Annotated in this window: 3 protein-coding genes and 1 pseudogene; all 4 read right to left on the reverse strand. The window is 61.4% G+C overall.

Features of this window, described 5'->3' with window-relative positions; all coding sequences use genetic code 11:
• Positions 1-259: helix-turn-helix domain-containing protein (locus EN969_RS27165; RefSeq protein ID WP_164747151.1), on the reverse strand; the 259-nt coding region annotated here is incomplete at its 3' end.
• A gap of 156 nt (positions 260-415) precedes the next feature.
• Positions 416-698, reverse strand: a pseudogene (locus tag EN969_RS27170) (tyrosine-type recombinase/integrase); the annotation flags it as partial.
• Positions 699-780: 82 nt separating this feature from the next.
• Positions 781-1,149, reverse strand: coding sequence for an AraC family ligand binding domain-containing protein (locus EN969_RS27175; RefSeq protein ID WP_063168764.1), 369 nt, complete (start codon positions 1,147-1,149; stop codon positions 781-783).
• A partial coding sequence (locus tag EN969_RS27180) for an FAD-dependent oxidoreductase (protein WP_127419550.1) occupies positions 1,146-2,322 on the reverse strand: 1,177 nt, incomplete at its 5' end. The genes EN969_RS27180 and EN969_RS27175, both read right to left, overlap by 4 nt.

The raw sequence follows: 2,322 nt of genomic DNA on the forward strand, positions 1-2,322 counted from the left end.
GCCGCTCGCGTATCTTCGGCGCACCCCATGTCGGCTTGTCTTGCTTGAGGCGCACAATCAGCTTCTCGATTTGAAACGGAAGCTGATTGGCGTGGCGATAGGGCCGCCGCGATCGGTCCGTCAGCCCCTCCAGGCCGCTGTCGTTGTAGCGCGTGAGGATCTTGTAGCCGGTCTTGCGCGAGATATCGAACTCCCGGCAAAGCATCGCCATCTTCTCGCCGTCCAGCAGCCGGGCGACGAACTTCAGCCGCTCTTCCATGACGTTACACTCCCTCCAAGGCACCTTGCTCTCCTTGCAAAGGGCCGAAAGTGTAACCCATCTATCCAGAATGAACTGTCACCCATCTCTCGGGAAGGGCATTATTATCAATGGGTTTATTGACAGGTTCGCCACGAGGTTCGCCAAGCGCGTTACCAGCCGTACGACTCGGTCCATGCCCTGCACAGCCAACGCACCTGCGACGCTTCCCGGGAATAGAGTTCGGCATGGTCAATGTCGTCATGGCCGAGACATCCAACATCTGCCTGGTGGATGCCTCCGCTTCGGCGAGATAGACCCCAAGTGACTTCCGCAGACCATGCAGCGTAAGGCCCTTCGGCAATCCCGCGAGAGCGCACCAGTGGGTCATAGCACCGGTCAGAGATTTCGGCGAGAAAGGTTGGCCATATTCCGTGACTAGAACTGTTTCGCCGCGCCGGTCGGCGCGGAGATGCCAAAACAGCAGTTTCGCTACCCCGGAACTGCGCCGTGAAGGGCCAATCCATGATATGCCTGCCACTTCAAGGTTCTACCGTCCCTTGCCGTGCTGCCCAGTCGTATGGGTACAGACAGTAAAAATAGCCGGTACGCTCGGTGGCGATGTATTTGAGGTGGGTGCCGTTGGGCAGCCAGACGATGTCGCCAGGGCGGCATTCGTGGCGGCCGTCATCCAGTTCGATCGTCAGCGTGCCTTCATGGATGAACAGCACCTCGTCATAGGTCACGGTCCAGTCGATCGAGGCGTTCTCCAGATACTCGATGCCGCCGCCCATGGTCCGGCTGATCTCGGCATTGATCACGCGCGCGATCGAAGACGTTCCGGTCGGCGTGACCGATGGCTTTAGGGTCAACTCGCTGTGCTTGAAAATCTTGGCCTTGGACATCGTCATCCCTTTTTTGCGCGAAGATTGGCTTTGGAGGGAGTGACGCCGGACGGAGCCAGCCCGGCGAGCCATCTCGTCACCGGATCGAGCTTGCGCCCGGCATGTTCGAAATCGTCACGCCGACGCACAGCGCCGCGGACAAAATGTGCACCGACAAAGCGAAAGGGTTCGGGCGGGAAACCGCGCGTTACCGGACGAACCAGCGCCGAATGCGTCAGTTCCGATTCACCGTCAGTCAACAGGCCGGTGAGGATCTCGCCGCCGATATAAGCCATTGTCGTGCCATTGCCGGAAAAGCCATAGCCGTAAACGACATCGCGGTTGGCGCGCAAAGCGCCGAAAAGTGGCACGCCGCTCACCGTCCGGTCGATCGGGCCGTTCCATGATGTCTCGAGCGGAAAATCGGCGAGCGCCGGGTGGCCGTCCCGCAGCGCGCGACGCATTTCGGCGACACGGGGCGACTGGCCATGGAAACGCTGGTCGACGATGCCGCCGAAGCCAATAACGCCACCGCTGACGCCGACGGACAGCCGACCATCGCGCGTCGGAGACCAACCGCCAACGAAGACGCGGGAATCGATCATCAGCGGCGCCCGGCGGTAGCCGATCTTGTCGAGAAGGTCTGGAATGGGCTGTGACATGGCGTCGTCGCTGGAGATGTTGAAGATCGCAGGGGCCAGTTCCGGAATCGCGCCGGACCAGGCATTCATGGCAAGCACGACCTTGCCGCAGGATACAGTTCCTTTCGCCGTTTCCACCGTGAGCTTGCCCCGTCGTGAAAACCGCTTCATCGGCGACTTTTCATAGATCCGAACGCCGCGCTTTAGCGCTGCACGACGCAGGCCGCGCACCAGGAATCCGGGATGCACTGTTGCCGACGAAGCGTCGAACGCGCCGCCGAGGTGGCTCGTCGTGCCTGCCATCGCCGCGATCTCGTCGCGCGAAACGCGTCGCGCAGGCACGTAGCCATGCGCCGCCAGCTTGTTCAACGCGTCGTCCCAGGCGCCAAGCTGTGCTTCGCACGTCGCGCCCCAGATCCAGCCGATGCGATCGAACCAGGCGTCGATCGCCTCGACCTTGCAGAAAGCCTCGATGCCGCCGATCGCGGCTTCGGATGCCTTGATGATCGAAAGCGCGTCGGTTCCGTCGCGCAGGGCGACAAGCGCGCTGTATTTGGTC

This window comes from Mesorhizobium sp. M7A.F.Ca.CA.003.01.2.1 (genome assembly GCF_003998945.1).
Classification (GTDB): Bacteria; Pseudomonadota; Alphaproteobacteria; order Rhizobiales; family Rhizobiaceae; genus Mesorhizobium; species Mesorhizobium ciceri.